This window comes from Sphingomonas trueperi, assembly GCF_040545665.1.
GTDB lineage: Bacteria > Pseudomonadota > Alphaproteobacteria > Sphingomonadales > Sphingomonadaceae > Sphingomonas > Sphingomonas trueperi_B.
Genome location: NZ_JBEPMH010000001.1, coordinates 1,313,373 through 1,333,441, shown reverse-complemented (window position 1 = coordinate 1,333,441; position 20,069 = coordinate 1,313,373). Strand labels below are relative to the sequence as shown.

Below are 20,069 nucleotides of genomic sequence, written 5' to 3'. Positions count from 1 at the left end.
TCCTGTTCTCCACGCCCGTGATCCCGGTCGCATGATCGCGCTCGCACCCATGGAGAAGATCAGCATGTTCCGCAGCTTTCTCATCGGCGTCGCGTCGTTCGGCATCACCACGGTGATGATCCTCGGCAGCGGCCTGCAGGGCTCCAGCCTCCTCGGCTGACCCTGCCGGCCGCCCCGGCGGCCCCTTTTATCCGGAACTTGGGCCCCCTGCGCCCGGTTCTTTCGGCACCCCTCCCCAAGATCCCAGGAGCCGTGCCGATGTCCGACCAGCATATCATTGACCGAGTCCACGAGGATGCGCTCCCCGGTGAGGAGCGCTCCCTCGATCCCAAGCCGCAATGGCAGCCGCGCTATCGCGGATCGGATCGACTGAAGGACAAGGTGGCCATCGTCACCGGCGCCGACAGCGGGATCGGCCGCGCGGTCGCCGCGCTCTACGCCCGCGAAGGCGCCGATGTCGCCATCGTCTATCTGAACGAGCACCGGGATGCCGAGGATACCGCGGAGGCGGTTCGCGCCGAGGGGCGCCGCGCGATCACCATCGCCGGCGACGTCGGCGACAAGGCATTCTGCGAGGAAGCCGTCCAGAAGGTGATCGCCGCGTTCGGCCGGATCGACATCCTCGTCAACAACGCCGGCGAGCAGCACCCCGACAAGGATATCGTCGACATCAGCGAGCAGCAGCTCCGGCGCACCTTCCAGACCAACATCTTCGGGATGTTCTTCCTGGTCCAGGCCGCCGCGCCGCACCTCAAGAAGGGCGCCGCGATCGTCAACTGCACCTCGGTGACGATGTACCAGGGCGAACCCGAGCTGCTCGACTATAGCGCCACCAAGGGTGCCATCACCGCCTTCACCCGCAGCCTGTCGATGAACCTGATCGAGAAGGGCATCCGCGTGAACGCGGTGGCGCCCGGCCCGATCTGGACGCCGCTCAACCCCAGCGGCGGCGCTTCCCCTGAAAAGCTCGAACATTTCGGCGAGAGCGTGCCGATGGGCCGGCCGGGCCAGCCCAACGAAGTCGCACCGGCCTTCCTGTTCCTCGCCTGCGAGGATTCGAGCTACATGTCGGGCCAGGTGCTCCATCCGAACGGCGGCACCGTCGTCAACGGCTGAACGGCGCCCGCGCCGGTCTCAGACCGGCGCGGTCTCGCCGACGAGCCCCGTCGGGGCTTCCTCGCCGCGCGAATAGACGCCGGTGAGCAGCCCGGCGGCGAGCACATGCCCCGCCATCGCCTTGACCAGCGCGCTGCGGCCGGGATTCTCGCCGATCTCGCACCCGCCGCCGAGCGCGAACAGCTGGAAGGCATAATTGTGCGGGCCATGGCCGGTCGGCGGATCGGGCGGAAGCCAGCCTTCGCCCAGGAAGCTGTTGCGACCGACATCCTTGCCCTCGGCATCGCCAGCCCCGTCGGCGCGGATCGCGCCTTCCTTCAGGTCGCCGTCTACCGGCAGCCCCCAGATCACCGCATGGACCAGCGGCTGGGGTGCCGGCGCATCCGGATCCTCGACGATCAGGGCCAGGCATTCGGTGCCTTCGGGCACCCCCGTCCAGAACAGCGGCGGGGACACACCCTCGCCGTCCGCGGTGAAGCGTTCGGGCAAGCGGCCGCCGTTCGCGAACGCCGGACTGGCGAGGTGGAGCACCTCGAAGCTGCCGAGTTCGGGCTGGACAATCGCCAGCTTGTTGGCGCCGGCGCGCAGGCCCTTGAGCGCGCTTCCCAACCAGTGCGGTATATGTTCGAGCATCGCGGACTCTCTCCCGTTTGGCAGCCAAACGCGCCGGACCCCGCGATTATCCCGCCTTTTACAGGTCGAGTTTCTCGTAATCGGCCGGCGGCGTGATTCCCTCCATCCGCTCGGCGAGCAGCTGGCGGAAGCTCGGGCGGCTCTTCATCCCGATATACCAGCGCTTGGCGAGCTCGTGGCTCTTCCAGTCGATGCCGCCCAGATAGTCGGCCACCGAAATCTGCGCCGCCGCGGTGATGTCGGCAAGGCTCATCGTAGCACCGGCCAGCCAGGTGCGGTGGTCGAGCAGGTAATCGATATAATCGAGATGGCCGACCGCAGCCTTCATCGCATCGCGCAGCACCTTGGCGTCGGGCGGCTGGCGATAGACGATGCGCTTGATCATCCGCTCGTGGAGCAGCGGTGCGGTGATGTCGCTGTAGAAATTGTTGTCGAACCACACCACCAGCCGGCGGATCTCGGCGCGATCGACCGCCGAGCCGTTGAGCAGCGCGTTCTTGCTCACCGTCTCCTCGAAGAACTCGCAGATCACGGTGGAGTCGATCAGCGTCACGTGGCGCTCGGCATCGATCATCACCGGGGTCTGGCCGGTGGGGTTGATATCGAGGAACTCGTCGCGCCGCTGCCACGGCGATTCGCGCACCGGCTCATAGGCGATGCCCTTCTCGCCCAGCAGAAGCCGGACCTTGCGCGAGAAGGGACAGAGCGGGAATTGAAGGAGCTGCCACATGGGGAAAGCCATAAGCAGCGGAAATGGGGCGGGGAAGACTCGTTGTGCCGATGGCGGCAATTCTATATTTTGAAGGGCATTCTAGAACGGAGCCGCTCCAATGGCGCTCAGCATCAAGGACGAAGAGACCGACCGGCTGGTACGCCGCTACGCGCGCGCCAAGGGGGTCAGCTACACCACGGCGATCCGGATGGCGGTCAGCGACGCTTTGCGGCGAAGCGGTGAGCCCGTTGCCGATCCGGATGCGGAGCAGCGGCTGAAGGCCTATCGTGAGGTCGCCCGCGAAGTACGCCAAGCCTACACCGCGATGCCGACGCTGGACCCGCGCGATCCCGACTCGATGCTGTACGACAAGGACGGCTTGCCCATGTGATCGCGGTCGATACCTCGGCACTGATGGCGATCCTGCAGGACGAGGCCCAGGCCGAGGCATTTCTCCGCGCGATTGCCACGCCTGATCATGTGCTGCTCGGGGCGCCGACCGCGTTCGAGTTCCGGCTGGTAGTGCTACGCCAGAAGGGGCCTGCCTTTCTCCCAGCGGCCGATCGGCTGCTGCGCCTGCCGACGATCGAGATCGTGCCTTGGACCGGAGAGCATGGGCAGATCGCGATCGAGACGCTCACCCGCTTCGGCGGACGCCCCGCCCGCCTGAACTATGGCGACTGCATGGCCTATGCGGTCGCAGCGCTGGCGGATTGTCCGCTGCTCTTCAAGGGCGACGACTTCCGCCATACCGACATCGTCGCCGCGCTGTAACTGCGTCATTCCGGCGAAAGCCGGAATCCATTGGGGCCTCCGTCTCGGCTGCTGCCGCGAGCGACCGGCGAATGGATCCCGGCTTTCGCCGGGATGACCAAGGTGGGGAACGATCCCCACCTCCATCCTATCACTCCGCCGCCACCGCCTCGACGGTGTCGTTGAGCGGGTGCGGCAGCCGGGTGAGCATTTCCTTCGGCACCACCTGCCAGAACTTGCCCACTTCGCGGTCCCAGTCCTCCAGCAGGCCCTTCGACCATTTGCTGTCGGTCTCCTCGGCATGCGCTTCGACCAGCGCGCGGAGCTTGGCTTCCCAGTGGCTCGAGGCGAGCCGGTTCCAGGTGATGTTCTCCGGGTTGGCGTGGCGCTCGAAGCTGCCGTCGATATCGTAGACGAACGCCATGCCGCCGGTCATGCCCGCGCCGAAGTTCATGCCCACCCGGCCCAGCACCACCGCGGTGCCGCCGGTCATGTATTCGCAGCCGTTCGCGCCGCAGCCCTCGACCACCACGTCCGCGCCCGAGTTGCGCACCGCGAAGCGCTCGCCCGCCTGGCCCGCGGCGAACAGCCGGCCCGACGTGGCACCGTAGAGCACGGTGTTACCGATGATCGTGTTGTTCCACGATTCGATCGGCGAGCTGACCATCGGCCGCACGACGATGACGCCGCCCGAAAGACCCTTGCCGACATAGTCGTTGGCATCGCCGAACACCTCGAGCGTGATGCCCTTGCAAAGGAACGCGCCGAGCGACTGCCCCGCCGAGCCGCGCAATCGGACATGGACGTGCCCATCCTGCAGCGTCGACATGCCGAACGTGTTGGTCACCTCGGACGAGAGCCGCGTGCCCACCGCGCGGTGGGTGTTGCGCACCGAATAGGTGAGCTGCATCTTCTCGCCGCGCGCGAACACCGGGGCGGCATCCTTGATCATCTGCGCGTCGAGGCTGTCCGGCACGTCATTGCGGAAGGTGCTGAGGCTGAAGCGCCGCTCGGCATCGTCCGCATCCACCTTGGCGAGGATCGGGTTGAGGTCGAGATCGTCGAGATGCTCGGCGCCGCGGCTGACCTGGCGGAGCAGCTCGGTGCGGCCGATCACTTCGTCGAGGCTCTTGAAGCCGAGCTTGGCGAGGATCTCGCGCACTTCCTCGGCGATGAAGGTCATCAGGTTGATGACCTTTTCGGGCGTGCCGACGAACTTGGCGCGCAGCTTCTCGTCCTGGGTGCAGACGCCCACCGGGCAGGTGTTCGAATGGCACTGGCGGACCATGATGCAGCCCATCGCCACCAGGCTCAGCGTGCCGATGCCGAATTCCTCGGCGCCGAGGATCGCGGCGATGACGATGTCACGCCCGGTCTTCAGCCCGCCATCGGTGCGCAGCTTGATGCGGCCGCGAAGCCCATTGAGCGTCAGCGTCTGGTTGACCTCGGACAGGCCCATTTCCCAGGGCGTGCCCGCGTACTTGATCGAGGTGAAGGGCGACGCGCCGGTGCCGCCATTGTGGCCGGCGACCAGGATCACGTCGGCGTGTGCCTTAGCCACGCCCGCCGCGACGGTGCCGATGCCGGCCGAGCTGACCAGCTTCACGCACACCCGCGCGCGCGGATTGATCTGCTTCAGATCGTAGATCAGCTGCGCCAGATCCTCGATCGAATAGATGTCGTGGTGCGGCGGCGGCGAGATCAACGTGACGCCCGGGGTCGCATGGCGCAGCTTGGCGATGAACTCGGTGACCTTGAAGCCGGGCAGCTGCCCGCCCTCGCCGGGCTTGGCGCCCTGGGCCACCTTGATCTCGATCTCGTCGCAGGCGTTGAGATATTCCGCCGTCACGCCGAATCGGCCCGAGGCGACCTGCTTGATCGACGAGTTGGCGTTGTCGCCATTCTCATAGGGCTTGTAGCGCGCCGAATCCTCGCCGCCCTCGCCCGAGACGGCGCGCGCGCCGATCCGGTTCATCGCGATCGCCAGCGTCTCGTGCGCCTCGGGACTGAGCGCGCCCAGCGACATGCCCGGCGTCACGAAGCGCTTGCGGATCTCGGTGATCGCCTCGACCTGATCGATCGGCACGCCGCTTTCGGGGAAGTTGAACTCGAGCAGATCGCGCAGATAGACCGGCGGCAGATCCCGCACCCCGCGCGCGAAGGCGAGGTAGCTCGAATAGCTGTCGTTGGAGACTGCGGTCTGCAGCTGGTGCATCAGCTGCGCCGAATAGGCATGCGCCTCGCCACCCGAACGCTGGCGGTAGAAACCGCCCACCGGCAGCGTCGCGATGCCCGCATCATAGGCCGCATCGTGGCGCATCATCGCCGAGAGGTGGAGCGAGGCATAGCCTTCGCCCGAGATCTTGGCCGGCATGCCGGGGAACAGGTCGTTCACCAGCGCACGGCTGAGACCCACCGCCTCGAAGTTGTAGCCGCCGCGATAGGAGCTGATCACCGCGATGCCCATCTTCGACAGAATCTTGAGCAGCCCCTCGTCGATGGCCTTGCGGTGACGCTTGAGGCAGTCGGCGAGGCTGATGTCGCCGAACAGGCCGCGCGCGTGGCGATCGGCGATCGCGGCTTCGGCCAGATAGGCGTTCACCGTCGTCGCGCCGACGCCGATCAGCACCGCATAATAATGGGTGTCGAGGCACTCGGCGGTTCGGACGTTGACGCTGGCATAGGAGCGCAGGCCGCGACGGACGAGGTGCGTGTGCACCGCCGCCGCTGCCAGCACACCGGCGATCGCGGCCTTGTCCGGGCCACTATGCTCGTCGGTGAGGAACAGCTCGGTGCAGCCGGCGCGGACCGCCTGCTCAGCCTCGTGCCGGATGCGCTTGATCGCAAGCTTGAGCGATTCGGGATCGCCGTCGGCCGGGAAGGTGCAATCGATCTCGGCGGCATTCGCACCGAAATGCGCGCGCAGCCGGTGCCAGTCGGCATTGGTGAGCACCGGGCTCTCCAGCACCAGCACCGGGCTCCCCGCACCCTCATTGTCGAGGATGTTGGCGAGGTTGCCGAACCGCGTCTTGAGCGACATCACGTAGCGCTCGCGCAGCGGATCGATCGGCGGGTTGGTGACCTGGCTGAAATTCTGCCGGAAGAACTGGCTGATCAGTCGTGACTTGAACGAGATCACCGCGAGCGGCGTGTCATCGCCCATCGAGCCGATCGCTTCCTTGGCGGTCTCGACCATCGGCGCGAGGATCAGCTCCATGTCCTCCAGCGTCTGCCCGGCGGCGACCTGCCGGCGCGAGAGCTCGGCGCGGTCGTAGTAGGATTCCGCAGGTGCTGCGGGCAGGTCGTCGATCGACAGAAAGCCCTGCACCATCGACCCGTAATCGGCCTCGCTCGCGATCTGGTCCTTGATCGCCCGGTCGTGGAGCAGCTTGCCCTCGTCGAGGTCCACCGCGATCATCTCGCCCGGCCCGAGCCGGCCCTTGGCGACGACATTCGCCTCCGGCACCGGCACCATGCCGGTCTCCGAGCCGACGATCAGCAGCCCGTCCGAGGTCTGGGTATAGCGCAGCGGGCGCAGCGCGTTGCGGTCCATGCCGGCGACCGCCCAGCGGCCATCGGTCATCGCGAGCGCGGCGGGGCCGTCCCACGGCTCCATCACGCTGGCGAGATACTGGTACATCGCGGCGTGCGTCGGCGGGGTGTCCTCATCCTGCTGCCAAGCCTCCGGCACCAGCATCAGCTTGGCGGTGGGCGCATCGCGGCCCGAGCGGCAGATCGCCTCGAACACCGCATCGAGCGCGGCGGTGTCCGATGCGCCCGCCGGGATCACCGGCTTAATGTCCTCGCTCTGCTCGCCGAACGCGATGCTCGCCATCTTGATCTCGTGGCTGCGCATCCAGTTCTGGTTGCCGCGGATCGTGTTGATCTCGCCGTTGTGCGCGAGGCAGCGGAACGGCTGCGCCAGCCACCATTGCGGGAAAGTGTTGGTCGAATAGCGCTGGTGGAAGATCGCGACGCGGCTCTCGAAGCGCGAATCCTTGAGGTCCGGATAGAAGTCGGACAGCGACTCCGCGAGGAACAGGCCCTTGTAGATGATCGAGCGGCACGACAGCGAGCAGATGTAGAAGCCGCCGACCTGGGCCGCGATCACCCGCTTCTCGATGCGGCGGCGGATCAGGTAGAGCTGGCGCTCGAACTCGGCGGCATCCATCGCGTCCGGCTGCGGGCCGGCGATCATGATCTGCTCGATCTCGGGGCGGGTCGCCTGTGCCTTCATGCCGATGACCGACACGTCGACCGGCACCTGGCGCCAGCCATAGATGGTGTAGCCCGCCTCGATGATCTCGCTCTCGACGATGGTGCGGCAGGTCTCCTGCGCGCCGAGGTCGGTGCGCGGCAGGAAGATCATGCCGACGGCGAGGCGGTTCGGCAGCACGCGGTGGCCGCTGCCGACGATTTGCTCGTCGAAGAAGCGCAGCGGCAGATCGACATGGAGGCCGGCGCCGTCGCCGGTCTTGCCGTCGGCATCTACGGCGCCGCGGTGCCAAACGGCCTTCAGCGCATCGATCGCCGACTGGACGACGCGGCGCGACGACTGGCCGTCGGTCGCCGCGACCATGCCCACGCCGCAGGCATCGCCTTCATATTCGGGGCGGTACATGCCCTCGCGGGCAAGGCGCTCGCGCTCGGCGGCCAGCTTGATGTCGTCCATGGTCTTCCTCGATCTTCGTTCGCGCGTACCCTCTCGGGAGACGCGGTGCTTACTTCTTAGCGGGCTGCTCGGCCTTGCTGCCGAGCAGCTTCAGGATCTTCTCGCGCTGCTCGGGCGTGAGGTCCTCGGCCTTGCGCGGCGGCGGCAGGTCCTTGGTGCCGGCCTGGGCGGCCTGCACGAGCGCCGGCATCTGCTGCATGATCTCGGGCATCGCCTCGGCCATGGCCTGGGTCATGTCCGGCCCCATCATCAGCTCCATCGAGCTGTGTGCATAATGGTTGCCCGCCGGCGTCCCGAAGAAGCGCTGGAGCTCCTGCAGCTCGGGCAATGTATATTCGCGCGCATAGGCTCGGGCGAGCGCGACGCGCACCTTGGGCTCGAGCGTGGACATCAGCTTGCCCATTTCGCCCATCATCGCGCGCATCATCCGCTGCTGGCGTTCCTGCCAATAGGGATCATAGATCTCCATCACCTCACGTAGCGTGGTCTGGCCGAGCGCGGCGACGTCCGCCTCGCTCATCCCGCCCATCTTCGCGAAGTCGCGCAACGGGATCTGCGCGGCGGAGCCGACCATCGACTCCATCATACGATTGAAATTCTCGCCCATCATCCGCTGGTACATGCCCTGCGGAATCAGCTTGTCGGCCAGTTCGCGCGCGACGGCGAGGCGCGCGGGATCGGGCGCGGCCGCGGGTGCAGGCGCCGCAGACTGGGCCTGCGCAAGCGCAGGGCTGGCGACGGCGAGCAGCAGCGCGGTGGCGATCACCTTCATGCCAGGCTCTCCTCGCGTACCGCAATCTTGGCTGCAGGCGCCTTGGCGTGCGCTTTCATCCAGGCATGCATGTGCGCCGCCACGTCGCGGCCGTCGCGGATCGCCCAGACGACGAGGCTCGCGCCGCGGACGATGTCGCCGGCGGCGAACACACCGTCCATGCTGGTCATCATCGTCTTGCCGTCGGTGCGCAACGTGCCCCAGCGGGTGACCCCCAGTTCCTCGGCGCCGAACAGCTTGGGCAGATCCTCGGGCTCGAAGCCGAGCGCCTTGATGACGAGGTCGGCCGGCATCTGCAGCGCCCCGCCCGGATCGACTTCCGGCGCGCGGCGGCCCGAGGCGTCCGGCGCGCCCAGGCGCATCTTGGAGGCACGGACGCCGCTCACCTGTTCGGTTCCCTCGAACGCCTCGGGCGCGGAGAGCCAGACGAACTCGACGCCTTCCTCCTCGGCATTGGCGACCTCGCGCTGCGAACCCGGCATGTTCGCCCGGTCGCGGCGATAGAGGCACTTCACCGAGGCCGCGCCCTGGCGGATCGCGGTGCGCACGCAGTCCATCGCGGTGTCTCCGCCGCCGACGACCACGACATGCTTGCCGAGCGCGTTGAGGCTGCCATCGTCATAGGCGGGCACCGCATCGCCGAAATTCTTGCGGTTCGACGCGGTCAGATAGTCGAGCGCGTCGACCACGCCCCTGGCGCCGACGCCCGGCGCCTTGATAGCGCGTGCCTTGTAGACGCCGGTGGCGACCAGGATCGAATCGTGGCGCTGGCGGAGTTCACCCAGCGTCGCGTCGCGGCCGACCTCGAAATTGCGGTGGAAGACGATGCCCGCCTGCTCCAGCCGGTCGACGCGGCGCATCACCACATCCTTCTCCAGCTTGAAGCCGGGGATGCCATAGGTGAGCAGCCCGCCCGAGCGGTCATAGCGATCATAGACGTGCACGGCATACCCATAGCCGCGCAGATATTCGGCGGCGGCCAGGCCCGCGGGGCCCGCCCCGATGATGCCGACCGACTGGCCGCGGTCGCGGCCGACCTGCACCGGCTCCACCCAGCCTTCGGCCCAGGCGGTATCGGTGATGAACTTCTCGACCGAGCCGATCGTCACCGCGCCGTGGCCGGAGAATTCGATCACGCAATTGCCTTCGCACAGACGGTCCTGCGGGCAGATGCGGCCGCAGATCTCGGGCATGGTCGAGGTGCTGTTGGAGAGCTGATAGGCCTCGCGCAGCCGCCCCTCGGCGGTCAGGCGCAGCCAGTCGGGGATATGGTTGTGGAGCGGGCAGTGCACCGAACAATAGGGCACGCCGCACTGGCTGCAGCGGCCCGCCTGCGATTCCGCATCGGGCACCGCATAGCGTTCCGCGATCTCGCGAAAGTCTTCCGCACGCAGCTGGGCGGGGCGCTTGGCCGGATACGCCTGCGGGCGTCCGACGAATTTGAGCATGGGATCGTCAGCCATGCCGTCCCCGTACAGGAGAGCGGCACGACGATAAAGACAGCAATGCTTACCTATATGGGTTCAAAACCCGAATTTCTGGAGTGGAGGCGCAGAAATACCGCCCCTAAAGGTCCGGAACGGCCTTACCGCATGGAAAGCCAAATCAGCGCGGCAGTTCCCGCAACAATACGATAGAGTGCGAAGGGGGCGAAGCCATGCTTGCTCACGATGCCGACGAACCACTTGATGACTGCGAGCGCCACGATGAACGCGACGACGAAGCCGACGCCGATCTCGCCCCAGCCCACGCCGCTGGTCGCCAGCATCTCGCGATTCTTGAGCAGCTCGAGCGCGGTGGCACCGAGCATCGTCGGGATGGCGAGGAAGAAGCTGAACTCGGCCGCGGTGCGCCGCTCGACGCCGAGCGACAGCGCGCCCATGATCGTCGCGCCCGAGCGGCTGACGCCGGGCACCATCGCCAGGCACTGGACGAAGCCGATGCCGATCACACGCACCACCGGGATCTCGGCAATGCCGTGGATCGTCGCCGACTTGACCAGCCGCTCGATCACCAGGATCGCCACGCCGCCGATAATCAGCGCCCAGGCCACCACCTTGGGTGCGCCGAGCAGCGCCTCGATATGCTTGTGGAGCACCAAGCCGATCACCGCCGCGGGGATGAAGGCGATCAGCAGGTTGCGCACGAAGCGCAGCGATACGGGGTTGAGCTTGATCAGCCCGTCGAGCACCGCCCAGAAGGTGCGCCAGTAGAGCACCACCACCGCAAGGATCGCGCCCAACTGGATGACGACGTTGAACATCGCCCAGCGCGCCGAATCATAGCCCATCAGCTCGCTGGCGAGGATCAGGTGCCCGGTCGAGGAGACCGGCAGGAACTCGGTAACGCCTTCGACGATGCCGAGCAGGATCGCCACCAGCAGCGTGGTCATGGAAAGGCTCCTTGCAGGGTCGCGCCGGGCGACCCCCGCAAGGCGCCGCCCGGCAGGGGGAACGGGTTCAGGCGGTCGCGCGGAAGCGGCTGAAGCGACCGGCCTGGCGGAAGCGCACCAGCCAGCTCGGCGCCACCGTCGCCAGCGGCGTGGGCTGCACGCCCAGCGCGGCGAGGCCCTCGGCACCCGCCGGCACGACATTATCGGCCTGGAGCATCGCGAACTGGTCTCGCGTGATCGGCGTGCCGGGCAGCGACGCAATCAGGCCTGCCAGCGAGTCGGGCAGTTCGACGAAGTGCGGCTTGCGGCCTATCGCGCCGGCGATCCAATGGAGCAGCGCCGACATGCTCAGCACGTCCGGTCCGCCCAGCGTGTAGGTCTTGCCGCCATGCGCCGCCGGATCGGCGAGCGCTGCGGTCACCGCCTGCGCGACGTCCGAGACGAACACCGGCTGGAACTTGGTCTCGCCGCGCACCACGGGCACGATGTTGAGCGGGGCGCCCGCGATCATGCCGGCGAAGCGGTTCACGAACGCATCCTCGCGCCCGAACACGATCGAGGGACGCAGGATCGTCGCACCCGGGAAGGCACCGAGCACGGCCTGCTCGCCCGCGGCCTTGCTGCGGCCATAGCCGGAAGGCGAGTTCGCATCGGCACCGATCGCCGAGATATGCACGAGCGCACCGGCCCCGGCGGCCTTCGCCGCCTCGGCGACGTTGCGCGCGCCCTGGACATGGACCTTGTCGAAATCGCCGGCCAGGATGCCGACGAAGTTCACCACCGCATCGCTGCCCTGCAGGGCGCGGGCGAGCGTCTCGGGCTTGGTGATGTCGCCGACGACGAGCTGGGTCTGGCCCAGATTGCCCTGGGTCTTGAGGAACCAGGCATCGCGCGGCTTGCGCTCGACGACGCGGACGCGCGCGCCGGCGGCGAGCAGCTCCTGCGCCACGTAGCGGCCGAGGAAGCCCCCACCGCCGATCAGGGTTACCAGCCTGTCCTTCATCTTCCGCCTCTTTGCCTGCGCGAACCTTGCGGCCCCAATGCCGTGGGAAGGGCTAAACGGCAAGCGCGACGCGAAGTCCAACATTTTTCGAAAAAAGGTCGTTGACAGGTCCGACGATCCTACCCTAGAGGCGCCGGCCTACCCCGTGCCCAGATGGCGGAATTGGTAGACGCACCAGCTTCAGGTGCTGGCGATCGCAAGGTCGTGGAGGTTCGAGTCCTCTTCTGGGCACCACTTCTTCCCCTAATAGGGTGAAGAACAAAATCTAGATCTACCAACGACGTGGCGCTGCAGTTTTTAGGCTCGCAGCGCCACGTCGCGTTCGTCGCACACGCGAGGCGATGGCCCCCGCACCGCGAGGTGCGAGGGCCGAAGCGAGGTTCAGCGGCGAGGCGAGGCGCTCGGCGTCGGCGCTGGCGCCGCAGGCGGCGGGACGGCTGCGCCGGGGGGCGGGGCAACCCCTGCCGCGGGCGGCGGGGCGTCGGCGCCTGCCGGCGGTGGCGGGACCGCACCAGGTGCAGGCGGAACGGCGCCCGGTGGCGGGGGCGGCGGGGCGCCGGCACCAGGCGGGGGCGGCGGCGGGGCACCCGGCCCACCCGGGGGCGGGGGCGGCGGGGGGCCATGAGGACCACCCGGCGGGGGCGGAGGGGCGCCCACGGCCTGAACATTGCCCTGCCCGTCGACGAGGTAGGAGGCGTGCAGCTGGCCGTCGAGGTAACGCCCCTGCACCGTCAAGGCGGTGCCGGACCGGACGTCGGCAGCACCCCGGCCCGCATCGACCAGCGTCCGCCCAGAACCATCCTGCAGCACGAAGCGATCGCCATAGGTTTCGGCGACACGGCCCTTCACGGTCACGATGCCGCTGGTCTGTGCGAGCCTTGCGACCGCGGTTGGCACCGTCGGCGCCATTTCCACGGTCGGGCGGGTGAGCTGCACCGCGCCTGCGCCGCCCGCGGCACCCAGTGCCAGCAGCGCGGCTGCCGCCACCGCCAGGCGATTGCGCGGCAGCGTGTTCTTCCAATCGGTCATTCCATCAACTCCTCTTGGGTGTTCGATGGCACCGGTCTAGCGAGTCGACCCCGACCCCCGCTGAACCTTGCGGTTCAGTTTCGGTTTAAGCCGGGGAGCTAGGCGACACGGATGCGGATCCTGCTGGTAGAAGACGACCCCGATCTCGGCCCCGCCATCGCGCGGGCGCTGCGCGCGGAGCATTGCGCGGTCGACCTCGCCGCCGACGGCATCGACGCGCAGCATCTCGGCGAGACCGAAGCCTATGACGCGGCGGTGCTCGACCTGGGGCTGCCCGGCAGGACCGGCGCCGAGATCCTCGCCGCGTGGCGGGCGAACGGGCGCGCGCTGCCGGTGCTGGTGCTCACCGCACGCGAGGCCTGGGCGGACAAGGTGACGGCGTTCAAGGCGGGTGCCGACGATTATCTGACCAAGCCGTTCCGCGTCGAGGAGCTGATGATGCGGCTGCGCGCGCTGGTCCGCCGCGCTGCCGGCCATGCCCAGACGCGGATCGCATGCGGCCCGCTCGCCTTCGAGAGCCAGACCGGCCAGTTCGAGCTGGACGGGCTGCCGCTCAAGCTCACCGCGTTCGAGTGGCGGGTGCTGTCGCAGCTGATCCTGCGGCGCGAGGTGGTGATCGAACGGCTTGAGCTGCTCGAGCGCGTCTACGAAGGCGATGCCGATGTCGATTCGAACAGCCTCGAGGTGATCATCGGCCGCCTGCGCCGCAAGATCGGCGCCGAGCGGATCGAGACGGTGCGCGGTCGCGGCTATCGGCTGACCTGCGGCGGGCAACCGGCATGACGGGCTGGTCGCTGCGCACCCGGATGATGCTGCTGTCGGCGCTGGTCACGCTGGTGGCGCTGGGGCTCGCCGGCTGGACCATGGCCGGCGTGCTCGACCGGGTGGTGACCGGCGGGGTCGATCAAAGGCTCGACGCGCAGCTGGCGGTGCTGGCGAGCACGGTACGAAGCGACGGAAGCGTCGATCGCGATCGGCTGGCGGCGCGCCAGGGCGCCCTCGCCGCCGGGCCGGGGTGGCGCTGGCGGATCGAGGGCCCGCGCGAGACTTTGGGCAGCGCCGATTTCCCGGCGCTGCGAACGCCCTTCCCCGGCCCTGCCGAGGCCGCGCCCGCGGCGCTCCCCCCCGCACCGCTCGACGGCGAGGATGCCAAGGGCCGCATCCATGCACGCCGGCTGGTGGTGGAGAGCAACGCCGGCCCGGTGACGCTGACTGCGGCGGCCCCCGGCCGCGTGATCGGTCGGCCGGTTCGCGATGCGCTGGTCCCGCTCGCCAGCGTGATCGTGGCGCTGGCGCTGATCTTCGCCCTCGCGGCATGGGTGCAGCTGCGCTTCGCCCTACGGCCGCTGGCGGCGCTGGTCGCCCAGATCGGCGCGATCCGGCGCGGCGAGCGCACGGCGGTCGACGAGGCGCAGCCGGCCGAGCTGCAGCCGCTCGCCGCCGAGCTCAACGCGCTGGCCGCCGCCAATACCGCCACGCTGGCGGCTGCCCGCCAATCGGCGGCCAACCTCGCCCATGCGCTGAAGACCCCTGTCGCGACGCTGGCGCTCACGGTTGCGCCCGACACCGCCGAAGCCGCGCAGGTCCGCCGGATCGAGGGCGTGATCCGCCATACCCTCGCCCGCGCCCGCGCCGCCGCGGTCAACCGGCGGGCGAGCACCGCCATCGCGCCGGTCGCGAGCGATGTGGCGGGCGTGTTGGGCACGCTCTACCCCGCCACGGCGATACGGCTGGAAATCGCTGCAGACGCGCGGATCGCGATCGACGCGCACGACCTGGCGGAGGTCCTCGGCAATCTGCTCGACAATGCCGCGCGGCATGCCCGCAGCACGGTGATCCTCACCGCGACAGCGGCCGGCGGCGCCGTACTCACGTTCGACGACGACGGCCCCGGGATCCCCCCCGAACGCCGTGAACAGGTGCTGCAGCCCGGCGTGCGGCTCGACGAGGGCCCTGCCGGCGACGGGTTCGGCCTCGCGATCGTCCGCGATCTGGTGGCGCTATACGGTGGCACGATGGCGCTCGAAGAAAGCCCGCTCGGCGGCCTGCGCGTGCGGCTTACCTGTCCCGACGGCGCGAGCGCCTAGCGATCAAGCCTCCGGCGGCGCGGCGGTGGAGCTGCGCTTGACGATTTCATGCTCCAGCACCCGATCGCGGCGGGTCCGCGTCTTGGCCGAGGCGCCGCGCGCCTCGTCCGCCACCAGCGCCAGCGCCTCGGCAGCGAGGCGGCGGACCGGCTGGTGAATGGTGGTGAGCGGCGGCCACAAGGTCACCGCCGCAGTGGTATCGTCGAACCCGACGACGGTGAGCTGACGCGGCACGTCGAGCTGGCGGCGGTGCGCGACCGAGACGATCGCCGCCGCCATGTCGTCGTTGCTGGCGAACACCGCGGTGGGCGGCGCGGGCCCGTCGAGCAGTTCCTCGCCCGCCGCCAGGCCCGAGGCATAGCTGAAATCGCCCTGCACCAGCTGCACGCCCGCATCGGGGAAATCGCGCATCGCATCCTCCACCCCGGCGCGGCGCTCGGCGCTCGCCGCCTGGTCGGGATTGCCGACGACGAAGCCGAGCCGGCGGTGGCCGAGATCGAGCAGATGGCGGGTCATCTCATAGGCGGCGCGGCGATCGTCGATCCGGACGCAGGTGGCGCCGGGCACGTGATAGGCGCCGATCGCCGCGATCGGCACGCCGGCATTCTTCAGCGTCCGCAGCACCACCGGCGCCTCGCCGAGCGGCGGGGCGAGCAGGATGCCGGACAGGCCGGAAGCGGCAAAGCGCGCCAGCTCCGCCTCGGCGGGCGGGCGCCCGCCCTCGCCCTTGAGCAACACCAGCCGCGCCCCCCAGGTCGAAGCTTCCTCGAACACGCCGGTGAGCAGTTCGCTCATGAAGGCCGCGCTGGGGTTGGAATAGACCACGCCGATGCGCAGCTCCGCCGAGGTGACCAGGCTGCGCGCGGCGACATTGGGGACATAGCTGAGCTCGGCGATCGCCTGCTCCACCGCCTCGCGCGTCGCGGCGCTCACCCCGCTGCGGCCGTTGATCACGCGCGAGACGGTCATGGCGGAGACGCCCGCCTTCGCCGCCACGTCGATGATCGTCGCCCCCTGCACCGGCTTGCCCGCCTTCGCCACGCTGCTCTCCCTGCCCCCCGAATTCGGCAGGACGTACGCGATGCGGGCGGATCGGAAAAGCCGCGATGCGGTGGCGGCTTGTGCCGGCGCAGGGCGCAGCTATGCAGGCCGTCACCAAGGAGAGGGTTTTCGATGCGCCACGTCCTGCTGCTCGATTTGAACGATGATCCGGACGCGATCGCCGCCTATCGCCACTGGCATCGCCCGGGCGGGCCGCCCGCCGCGGTCACCCGGTCGATCCGCGACGCCGGCATCGAGGCGATGGAGATCTGGCAGGCGGGCGACCGGCTGGTGATGGTGATGGAAACCGGCCCGGACTTCGATCCCGAGGCGAAGCGCGCCCGCGACGCCGCCGATCCCGACGTGCAGGCCTGGGAGACGCTGATGGACGGCTTCCAGCGCCGGCTCGCCTTTGCAGAGCCCGGCGTGAAATGGGTGCCGACCGCGCAGATCTTCGCGCTCGCCGATCAGCCCTGACCGGCGAGCAGCGCGTCAGAAGGCGACGATCGCCTTCAGCACATGATCGGCCTCCTCGATCAGCGCGGGCAGGCGCTGGGGCAGGTCGTCGGCATCGACGCTGTGGGTGTGGAGCTTGTCGGTGGGCACGTCGCCCGAGCGGATCGCGGCGATCACCCGCTGGAAATCCGTCGCAAGCGCGTTGCGGCTGGCGATCAGCACCGCCTCGCGCTTGTGGAATTCGGGGTCGGCGAAGCTGAGATCGCCGGGTGCGACGCCGACCAGCAGCAGCGCGCCGCCATGGCCGACGAAATCGAGGCTGCGGCGCATCGCGGGGAGCGAGCCGGTCGCGTCGATCACCACGTCGAAGCCTTCACCGTTGGTGCGGGCGGACAGGCGCTCGCCCAGGGCTTCGTCAGCGACTTCGCCGTCAAGGCCGAGCTGCTCGCGGGCGAAGGCGAGCCGCTGGGCGCGCTGATCGACCAGGGTCACGTCGAACCCGTCGAGCCGCGCGAACAGCGCGCTGGCGATGCCGATCGGGCCGGCGCCGACTACCAGCATCCGCCCCTCGCCGTCTTTGGGCACGCGCGACACGGCGTGCGCGCCGATCGCAAGGAACTCGATCATCGCCGCCTGGTCGACGCTCAGCCCCGTGGCGTCGATCACCGCGCTTGCGGGTACCACCAGCATATCGGCCATGCCGCCGTCGCTGTGCACGCCGAGCACGCGGATGTTGACGCAGGCATTGGGCTTGCCCTTGCGGCAGGCAACGCAGTGGCCGCAGGCGAGGTAGGGATTGATCGCCACCGTCTGCCCGAGCGCGAGCGCAGTGCCGTCACCCAGTGCGACCACTTCGCCGCCGAGCTCATGCCCCATCACCCGCGGATATTGGAGGAACGGGTGGCGACCGGCGAAGATGTGATAGTCGGTGCCGCACAGGCCGACGCGGTGGATGCGGATCAGCACCTCGCCGGGGCCGGGCTCTGGGGCCTCGCGCTGGATCTGGGTCAGTTCGAACGGCGCGTTGCAGAGGATGGTACGCATGGCATGGGTCTCCTGAAGGAGCCCTGCCATGGACGTTCGCATATATGCAAGTCGGTTTTCTTATTCACCCGCCGCGAGTGCGTGGGCGCGGGCCGCGTTGACGCCGAATACCGAAGCTTCCGCCTCCCTGCAGTGGCGGGCGACATAGCCGGCGACGAGATCATGTGTGTCGGCATAGCGACCGGCGAGCTCGCATACCGGCCAGTCCGATCCCCACAGGATGCGATCCGCGCCGAAGCAGGCGAAGACATGATCGAGATAGCGCTCGAAATCGCCGGGCTGCCAGTCGCGCGCGGCCTCGGTGATCAGGCCGGAGACCTTGCAGAACAGGTTCGGGTAGCGCGCGGCGGCGGCGATCTGGTCGGCCCAGGGTTGCCAGGCGCCCGCGGCGATGTCGGGCTTGGCGGCATGGTCGAGGATCAGCCGGCCCTCGCCGACGCGATCGAGGAAGGCGGGTACGGTGCCGAGTTGCGCCGCGTTGACCAGCACGTCGTAGCTGAGCCCGGCGGCGAGCACCGCGCGCACGCCGGCGATGAAGGCATCGCCCAGCAGGAAATCGGGATCGGGCTCGTCCTGGACGACATGACGATAGCCGAGGATCGGCCCCGCCGGACGCGCGGCGATCCGGTCGGCGATGTCGGGCGCGCGCAGGTCGATCCAACCGACCACGCCTGCGATCCGCGGCTGGCGCGCCGCGCAGTCGAGGAGGAAGGCGGTTTCGGCCTCGCTCTGGCGGGCCTGCACCGCGATCGCGCGATCGATACCGGAGGTCTGCATTTCGCGGGCGAGATCGTCGGGATCGAAGTCGCGCGCGATGGCGCTGCCGGGCTCGATCCAGCCGAACGCGTCGGGGGTATAGTGCCATAGATGGTGATGGGCATCGATCCGCATGCCGCCTGCATAGCCGAACGCGGCGCGTCTCGGGAAGCATCCCGACTCGCGCAGCAAGGCTTTGTTTCGACACGCTTGCAACCCCTGCCCCGCCACCCGGTTGGTCCGTGAGGGCAGCGCCGTCCGCGCCGCCCGCCTGGAGACCACCCATGATGACGACGACGACCTCGCAGCGTACCGCCGTCCTCACCGGCGCCTCCAGCGGCATCGGCCATGCCACCGCCGAGCTGTTCGCCGAGCGCGGCTGGCGGCTGGTGCTCGCCGCACGCGACGCCGAGCCGTTGGAAGCGCTCGCCATCGCGCTGCGCGCCAAAGGCGCAGCCGTGCAGGTGGTGCCCACCGATATCGGCGACAACGCCGCGGTGGTAGCGCTGGCCGAGGCCGCGCAAGTGTTCGGCGGCACGATCGACCTGTGGTTCGCCAATGTCGGCGTCGGCGCGGTCGGGCGGTTCGAGGACGTGCCGGTGGCGGCGCACGAGCAGATACTGCGATCGAACCTGCTCGGCCATCTCTACGAAGCGCATGCCGTGCTGCCGATCTTCCTGCAGCAGGGACACGGCGTGTTCGTCAACATGATCTCGATGGTCGGCTTCGCCGCCGCGCCGCTGGCCGCCGCCTATTCGGCGAGCAAGTTCGGGCTGAAGGGCCTGTCCGAAGCGCTGCGCGCCGAGATGGCCGCGCATCCGCACATCCATATCTGCGATGTCTATCCGGCGCTGGTCGACACGCCCGCGCTCGACCATGCCGCGAACTACACCGGCAAGGCGATCCATCCGCCGACGCCGCTGCTCGACCCCCAGCGCGTCGCAACGGCGGTGGTGCGCCTCGCCGACCATCCCCGCGCGACGACGCTGGTCGGCGCGCAGAACTGGGCGGCGCGGATCGGCCACGCGCTGGCGCCGACGCTGAGCCTCAACATCGTCGACCGCTGGTTCGAGGGCTATTTCGCGCAGGCGCGGCCGGCGGCGGTGACGCCGGGCAACCTCTTCCAGTCGCCGGGCGATCGGCCGCGGGTGGACGGCGGCTTCCGCAAGCCGGTGACCCGCCGGCTGCCGCTGCTGCTCGCGGGCGGCACGCTGCTGGCGCTCGGCGGCGCCGCGCTGCTCGGACGGCGCGCGTCGCGGACGGAACCAAGCTAGGCTATATTCGTCGCCTCGACGCTGAGAGAGGAATTGCGATGACGACCAATCCGACGCGCGACCGTACCGAGACCGAACGCCATGCCCATGAAGTCGACGCGCAGGGCGCCCCGCCCCGCGACGGGCGGGTGGATGCGCTGGCCGGGGACGATCCGGACGGCATCCCGATGACGGGGGAGGAAGACCCGTTTGTCGAGGCGGAGCGATTGCCCAGCGACGCGGGGGACGACGCCGAGGCCGAGGCGCATCCGTCGTAACCGACCTTTAGCCCCTCCTCCTTGGAGGAGGGGTTGGGGTGGAGGGATTCCAGAACGAGCCTTGGTCTCGGT

At 68.9% G+C, this 20,069-nt stretch carries 20 protein-coding genes and 1 tRNA gene; 10 read left to right on the top strand and 11 right to left on the bottom strand.

The window, feature by feature from the left end:
• Nucleotides 1-31: 31 nt before the first annotated feature.
• On the top strand, nt 32-160 hold the full coding sequence (locus tag ABIC65_RS06310) for a hypothetical protein (RefSeq protein WP_294250972.1): 129 nt from the start codon (nt 32-34) through the stop codon (nt 158-160).
• A 98-nt stretch (nt 161-258) separates the two neighbouring features.
• Nucleotides 259-1,116, top strand: coding sequence for a glucose 1-dehydrogenase (locus ABIC65_RS06305; protein ID WP_354307541.1), 858 nt, complete (start codon nt 259-261; stop codon nt 1,114-1,116).
• 18 nt (nt 1,117-1,134) lie between these two features.
• On the opposite strand, the gene ABIC65_RS06300 is transcribed toward ABIC65_RS06305, so the two are convergent.
• Nucleotides 1,135-1,749, bottom strand: coding sequence for a YbhB/YbcL family Raf kinase inhibitor-like protein (locus ABIC65_RS06300; protein WP_354307540.1), 615 nt, complete (start codon nt 1,747-1,749; stop codon nt 1,135-1,137).
• Nucleotides 1,750-1,807: 58 nt separating this feature from the next.
• Nucleotides 1,808-2,479: a glutathione S-transferase family protein gene (locus ABIC65_RS06295; RefSeq protein WP_354307539.1), complete on the bottom strand. Its 672-nt coding sequence runs from the start codon at nt 2,477-2,479 to the stop codon at nt 1,808-1,810.
• A 100-nt stretch (nt 2,480-2,579) separates the two neighbouring features.
• Between ABIC65_RS06295 and ABIC65_RS06290 the strand changes: the two genes are divergently transcribed.
• A complete protein-coding gene (locus ABIC65_RS06290; protein ID WP_354307537.1) occupies nt 2,580-2,852 on the top strand; it encodes a type II toxin-antitoxin system VapB family antitoxin in 273 nt (90 codons plus the stop codon).
• Complete coding sequence (locus ABIC65_RS06285) at nt 2,849-3,235, top strand: type II toxin-antitoxin system VapC family toxin (RefSeq protein WP_354307535.1); 387 nt, start codon at nt 2,849-2,851, stop codon at nt 3,233-3,235. Before ABIC65_RS06290 ends, ABIC65_RS06285 begins: the two co-directional genes overlap by 4 nt.
• 130 nt (nt 3,236-3,365) lie before the next feature.
• Here ABIC65_RS06285 and gltB read toward each other — a convergent pair whose 3' ends face one another.
• The 5 genes from gltB to ABIC65_RS06260 form a co-directional block, all read right to left on the bottom strand.
• Complete coding sequence (gene gltB, locus ABIC65_RS06280) at nt 3,366-7,886, bottom strand: glutamate synthase large subunit (protein WP_354307534.1); 4,521 nt, start codon at nt 7,884-7,886, stop codon at nt 3,366-3,368.
• Nucleotides 7,887-7,935: 49 nt separating this feature from the next.
• Nucleotides 7,936-8,658 carry a DUF2059 domain-containing protein gene (locus ABIC65_RS06275; protein WP_354307533.1) on the bottom strand — a complete coding sequence of 241 codons (723 nt, stop codon included), beginning with the start codon at nt 8,656-8,658 and terminating at the stop codon, nt 7,936-7,938.
• Nucleotides 8,655-10,121, bottom strand: a complete 1,467-nt coding sequence (locus ABIC65_RS06270; RefSeq protein ID WP_354307532.1) for an NAD(P)-dependent oxidoreductase — start codon at nt 10,119-10,121, stop codon at nt 8,655-8,657. The genes ABIC65_RS06275 and ABIC65_RS06270 overlap by 4 nt, the downstream gene beginning before the upstream one ends.
• Nucleotides 10,122-10,243: 122 nt before the next feature.
• A complete protein-coding gene (locus ABIC65_RS06265) occupies nt 10,244-11,050 on the bottom strand; it encodes an undecaprenyl-diphosphate phosphatase (RefSeq protein WP_354307530.1) in 807 nt (268 codons plus the stop codon).
• Nucleotides 11,051-11,117: 67 nt separating this feature from the next.
• Nucleotides 11,118-12,053, bottom strand: a complete 936-nt coding sequence (locus ABIC65_RS06260) for a complex I NDUFA9 subunit family protein (RefSeq protein ID WP_354307529.1) — start codon at nt 12,051-12,053, stop codon at nt 11,118-11,120.
• A 147-nt stretch (nt 12,054-12,200) separates the two neighbouring features.
• Between ABIC65_RS06260 and ABIC65_RS06255 the strand changes: the two genes are divergently transcribed.
• A tRNA-Leu gene (locus tag ABIC65_RS06255) sits at nt 12,201-12,287 on the top strand.
• 147 nt (nt 12,288-12,434) lie between these two features.
• Here the strand turns inward: ABIC65_RS06255 and ABIC65_RS06250 are convergent.
• Entirely contained in the window at nt 12,435-13,082 is a 648-nt protein-coding gene (locus ABIC65_RS06250) for a hypothetical protein (RefSeq protein WP_354307527.1), read from the bottom strand.
• Between the two features lie 111 nt (nt 13,083-13,193).
• On the opposite strand from ABIC65_RS06250, the gene ABIC65_RS06245 reads away from it, so the two are divergent.
• Together ABIC65_RS06245 and ABIC65_RS06240 are read left to right on the top strand one after the other, a co-directional pair.
• On the top strand, nt 13,194-13,865 hold the full coding sequence (locus tag ABIC65_RS06245) for a response regulator transcription factor (protein ID WP_354307525.1): 672 nt from the start codon (nt 13,194-13,196) through the stop codon (nt 13,863-13,865).
• A complete protein-coding gene (locus tag ABIC65_RS06240; protein WP_354307523.1) occupies nt 13,862-15,169 on the top strand; it encodes an ATP-binding protein in 1,308 nt (435 codons plus the stop codon). The genes ABIC65_RS06245 and ABIC65_RS06240 overlap by 4 nt, the downstream gene beginning before the upstream one ends.
• Nucleotides 15,170-15,172: 3 nt before the next feature.
• Here the strand turns inward: ABIC65_RS06240 and ABIC65_RS06235 are convergent, their stop codons facing one another.
• On the bottom strand, nt 15,173-16,210 hold the full coding sequence (locus tag ABIC65_RS06235; protein WP_354307521.1) for a LacI family DNA-binding transcriptional regulator: 1,038 nt from the start codon (nt 16,208-16,210) through the stop codon (nt 15,173-15,175).
• 132 nt (nt 16,211-16,342) lie between these two features.
• On the opposite strand from ABIC65_RS06235, the gene ABIC65_RS06230 reads away from it, so the two are divergent.
• Nucleotides 16,343-16,687: an L-rhamnose mutarotase gene (locus tag ABIC65_RS06230; RefSeq protein WP_354307519.1), complete on the top strand. Its 345-nt coding sequence runs from the start codon at nt 16,343-16,345 to the stop codon at nt 16,685-16,687.
• A gap of 15 nt (nt 16,688-16,702) precedes the next feature.
• Here the strand turns inward: ABIC65_RS06230 and ABIC65_RS06225 are convergent, their stop codons facing one another.
• The gene (locus tag ABIC65_RS06225; RefSeq protein WP_354307517.1) at nt 16,703-17,710 is read right to left on the bottom strand and encodes a zinc-binding alcohol dehydrogenase family protein; all 1,008 of its coding nucleotides are present in this window, start codon (nt 17,708-17,710) and stop codon (nt 16,703-16,705) included.
• Nucleotides 17,711-17,770: 60 nt separating this feature from the next.
• Nucleotides 17,771-18,601, bottom strand: a complete 831-nt coding sequence (locus ABIC65_RS06220; protein ID WP_354307515.1) for an amidohydrolase family protein — start codon at nt 18,599-18,601, stop codon at nt 17,771-17,773.
• A gap of 149 nt (nt 18,602-18,750) precedes the next feature.
• On the opposite strand from ABIC65_RS06220, the gene ABIC65_RS06215 reads away from it, so the two are divergent.
• On the top strand, nt 18,751-19,740 hold the full coding sequence (locus ABIC65_RS06215; protein WP_354307513.1) for an SDR family oxidoreductase: 990 nt from the start codon (nt 18,751-18,753) through the stop codon (nt 19,738-19,740).
• A 38-nt stretch (nt 19,741-19,778) separates the two neighbouring features.
• On the top strand, nt 19,779-19,997 hold the full coding sequence (locus ABIC65_RS06210; RefSeq protein ID WP_354307511.1) for a hypothetical protein: 219 nt from the start codon (nt 19,779-19,781) through the stop codon (nt 19,995-19,997).
• Nucleotides 19,998-20,069 lie beyond the last annotated feature (72 nt).

Excerpts from the sequence above, each read along its gene's own strand:
- ABIC65_RS06310 (WP_294250972.1), top strand. The coding sequence starts at position 32 with ATGATCGCGCTCGCACCCATGGAGAAGATCAGCATGTTCCGCAGCTTT.
- ABIC65_RS06305 (WP_354307541.1), top strand. The coding sequence starts at position 259 with ATGTCCGACCAGCATATCATTGACCGAGTCCACGAGGATGCGCTCCCC.
- ABIC65_RS06300 (WP_354307540.1), bottom strand. The coding sequence starts at position 1,749 with ATGCTCGAACATATACCGCACTGGTTGGGAAGCGCGCTCAAGGGCCTG.
- ABIC65_RS06295 (WP_354307539.1), bottom strand. The coding sequence starts at position 2,479 with ATGTGGCAGCTCCTTCAATTCCCGCTCTGTCCCTTCTCGCGCAAGGTC.
- ABIC65_RS06290 (WP_354307537.1), top strand. The coding sequence starts at position 2,580 with ATGGCGCTCAGCATCAAGGACGAAGAGACCGACCGGCTGGTACGCCGC.
- gltB (WP_354307534.1), bottom strand. The coding sequence starts at position 7,886 with ATGGACGACATCAAGCTGGCCGCCGAGCGCGAGCGCCTTGCCCGCGAG.
- ABIC65_RS06275 (WP_354307533.1), bottom strand. The coding sequence starts at position 8,658 with ATGAAGGTGATCGCCACCGCGCTGCTGCTCGCCGTCGCCAGCCCTGCG.
- ABIC65_RS06270 (WP_354307532.1), bottom strand. The coding sequence starts at position 10,121 with ATGGCTGACGATCCCATGCTCAAATTCGTCGGACGCCCGCAGGCGTAT.
- ABIC65_RS06265 (WP_354307530.1), bottom strand. The coding sequence starts at position 11,050 with ATGACCACGCTGCTGGTGGCGATCCTGCTCGGCATCGTCGAAGGCGTT.
- ABIC65_RS06260 (WP_354307529.1), bottom strand. The coding sequence starts at position 12,053 with ATGAAGGACAGGCTGGTAACCCTGATCGGCGGTGGGGGCTTCCTCGGC.
- ABIC65_RS06250 (WP_354307527.1), bottom strand. The coding sequence starts at position 13,082 with ATGACCGATTGGAAGAACACGCTGCCGCGCAATCGCCTGGCGGTGGCG.
- ABIC65_RS06245 (WP_354307525.1), top strand. The coding sequence starts at position 13,194 with ATGCGGATCCTGCTGGTAGAAGACGACCCCGATCTCGGCCCCGCCATC.
- ABIC65_RS06240 (WP_354307523.1), top strand. The coding sequence starts at position 13,862 with ATGACGGGCTGGTCGCTGCGCACCCGGATGATGCTGCTGTCGGCGCTG.
- ABIC65_RS06230 (WP_354307519.1), top strand. The coding sequence starts at position 16,343 with ATGCGCCACGTCCTGCTGCTCGATTTGAACGATGATCCGGACGCGATC.
- ABIC65_RS06225 (WP_354307517.1), bottom strand. The coding sequence starts at position 17,710 with ATGCGTACCATCCTCTGCAACGCGCCGTTCGAACTGACCCAGATCCAG.
- ABIC65_RS06220 (WP_354307515.1), bottom strand. The coding sequence starts at position 18,601 with ATGCGGATCGATGCCCATCACCATCTATGGCACTATACCCCCGACGCG.
- ABIC65_RS06215 (WP_354307513.1), top strand. The coding sequence starts at position 18,751 with ATGATGACGACGACGACCTCGCAGCGTACCGCCGTCCTCACCGGCGCC.
- ABIC65_RS06210 (WP_354307511.1), top strand. The coding sequence starts at position 19,779 with ATGACGACCAATCCGACGCGCGACCGTACCGAGACCGAACGCCATGCC.